The following is a 970-nucleotide window of genomic DNA, read 5'->3' as shown; positions in this document are numbered from 1 at the left end:
ACCGGCAAGGCCAAGGCCGGGGCCACGAAACTCGACTTCATCGAACCGCAGCTCGCCACGCTGGAGCGGGACGCACCGTCGGGCCAGGACTGGCTGCATGAGGTGAAGTTCGACGGCTATCGCTCACAGATCATCCGCGACGACGATGGCGTTCGCATCTTTACGCGCCGCGGGCTCGACTGGACAGCCAAGTACCGGGATCTTGTGAAAGCGGCCGGGGAGCTCAATGCCGAAAGCGCCATCATCGACGGCGAAATCGTCGTCTTGGATGAGGCGGGACATTCCGACTTCGGCGAACTGCGCCGGGCCATCACCGCGCGCCAGCACGACCTGTACTTTGTGGCGTTCGATCTGCTCCACCTGAACGGCCACGACCTGCGCGACATGCCGCTGATCGATCGTCGCGATATCCTCGAGGCATTGGTACCGCCCCGACAGCGCATCCAATTCAGCCAAGTGTTGCCAGGCGATGCGAAATCCATTTTTCATCTGATCGACCAGGCCGGACTTGAGGGCATGGTTTCAAAGCGCAAGGACAGCGTTTATCGCAGCGGCAATTCGACAGCGTGGCTTAAAATCAAATCCTATGCCGTCGATGAATACGATTTGCTCGGCGTCGAGCGGGAGCCCGGCAAACCGGCTTTCGCTCTCATGGCCGAGCGCAGCACAGGGCGCTATGTTGGCGCAGCGTTCATCACGTTAAACCGCGAGATGCGGGAACGGCTGTGGCAGCGGGTGCAGGAGCATTCCGGACCGGGGCCGAAAGGAATGAAGCGGCCGGCAACCCAATGGGTCAAGCCTGGTCTTGTTGGACGCGTGAAGCACATGCGCGGCGAAGAGGATTTACGCCATGCGTCGCTGCAGGACTTTAGGGAGGAATAATATCGCTGTTGATTCACATTCGTTAAAGCTGGCAGGCTCAGGAGGGCGCACGCTGCTTCAGCCCGCTCATCCCTCACCAGCGAGGCAA

The 970-nt window shown here is 60.4% G+C and carries 1 protein-coding gene; it reads left to right on the top strand.

Translation table 11 applies throughout. From position 1 onward, the window contains the following. The first annotated feature begins 39 nt into the window (after positions 1–39). Complete coding sequence (locus EN852_RS34540) at positions 40–882, top strand: RNA ligase family protein (RefSeq protein ID WP_135879563.1); 843 nt, start codon at positions 40–42, stop codon at positions 880–882. The last annotated feature ends 88 nt before the right edge of the window (positions 883–970 follow it).

The sequence above is a fragment of the Mesorhizobium sp. M2E.F.Ca.ET.209.01.1.1 genome (genome assembly GCF_004010375.2).
GTDB lineage: Bacteria > Pseudomonadota > Alphaproteobacteria > Rhizobiales > Rhizobiaceae > Mesorhizobium.
Note: the sequence above shows the minus strand (reverse complement) of the source record. Positions and strands in the feature narration are given on the sequence as shown.